Below are 1,842 nucleotides of genomic sequence, written 5' to 3' on the forward strand. Positions count from 1 at the left end.
CCGGGGCTGGATGACAGCCCTTGTGATAACATTCGCCGCCGTATTCTCCGCGGCGGGTGCTGAGGCAGACAGCCTCGACTCTTTCCTGACAGATCTGACACCTGCCGACCTGGTGCCCGGCGCCGAGGCGTTCGGTCCGGTACGCAGCGATGTGCCGGTGGCGCCGATGCTGAAAGCGGGCGAAGTTATCGCCTATGCCTTTCTGACCTCGGATTTTGTCGGCACCACCGGCTATAGCGGCAAGCCGATCCATGTGGTGGCTGCGATTGATACGGATGCAGTGCTGACCGGCGTGAAGCTGGTCAAGCATTCCGAACCGATTGTGCTGATCGGCATTCCGAACGCCAAGATGGTCAGGCTGACCGAAAGCTATGCCGGGCTGGACCTGAAGGCCGAGGCAGCGGCAGGCGGCGATGCCCATGATCTGGACATTATCTCGGGTGCGACGGTGACCATCATGGTGATCGACGACAGTCTGGTGCGGGCCGGCATCAAGGTCGCGCGGGCGCTGGGGCTGGGCGGGCTGTCGCCAGTGCAGGCAGACGGGCCGAAGCGTGAGGTCGACATGACCCGCGAGGCGGTTGCGGACTGGACCACGCTGGCAGGCGACGGCTCGGTGCGGCGGGTGACGCTGGATGTGGGCCAGATAAACGCGGCGTTTGAGGCTACGGGCGACCAGCGTGCAATCAGGCGGCGTGAGCGCGGCGCTCCGGACGATACGTTCATCGATATGCAGATGGCGCTGGTCTCCGTCCCGTCGGTCGGCAAATCGCTGCTGGGCGAGGCCGAGTATCAGAACCTGCGGTCCTGGCTGAAGGAAGGCGAACATGCCATTCTGGTGCTGGGCCGCGGCAGCTACAGCTTCAAGGGTTCGGGCTATGTGCGCGGTGGCATCTTCGACCGGATCCAGCTGATCCAGGGCGATGCTTCGGTGCGGTTCTTTGATAAGCAGCACAAGCGGCTGGGGGAGCTGGCGACGGCGGACAGCCCCAGCTTTGGTGAACTGGACCTGTTCAGGATCCCGGCAGATGCGGAGTTCGATCCGGCAGAGCCGTTCCGCCTGCAGCTTTTGGTGCAGCGCTCGGTGGGCGCGCTGGAGCGGGCGTTTCTGACCTTTGATTTGGATTACAAACTGCCGGAGCAGTATCTGCTGCCCGCCGCGCCTGCACCCAAGCTGGTGGATGATGATACCGGCGAGGCCGCGGCCAAGGCGGCGCTGTGGCAGCGGATCTGGAAGGACCGCACACTGGAAATCAGCGTTCTGGGCGTGATGCTGCTGGTGCTGACGGGGGTGTTCTTCTTCCAGTTCCAGGCAACCGCGAATGCACGTGTCTTCTACTGGTTCCGCATCGGGTATCTGACCGTCACCTTGGTGTTCCTGGGCTGGTACGCCAACGCGCAGCTGAGCGTGGTGAACCTGATGGCGCTTGCCGGCAGCTTGCGGGGCGGGTTTTCCTGGGATGCCTTCCTGCTGGATCCGCTGGTGTTCATCCAGTGGTTTGCCGTCGCCGCCGCGCTGCTGTTCTGGGGGCGGGGCGCCTATTGCGGCTGGCTGTGCCCGTTCGGCGCGCTGCAGGAACTGACCCACAAGATTGCCCGCGCGTGCCGCGTGCCGCAGATCACCCTGCCGTGGGGCCTGCATGAACGGTTGTGGCCTGCGAAATACATGATTTTCCTCGGACTGTTCGGCATTTCGATGGTGTCGATCCCGCTGGCGGAAACCTATGCCGAAGTGGAGCCGTTCAAGACCGCGATCATCCTGAAGTTTGTGCGCGACTGGCCGTTTGTTGTCTTTGCGCTGGTGCTGCTGGGGCTGGGTTTGTTCGTTGAGCGGTTCTATTG

1 protein-coding gene is annotated in these 1,842 nt (G+C 63.3%); it reads left to right on the top strand.

What is annotated here, in order from left to right:
• Positions 1–10: 10 nt before the first annotated feature.
• The coding region (locus A2I95_RS34865; RefSeq protein ID WP_291737146.1) for a 4Fe-4S binding protein at positions 11–1,842 on the top strand (1,832 nt) is incomplete at its 3' end.

This window comes from Leisingera sp. F5, assembly GCF_001593695.1.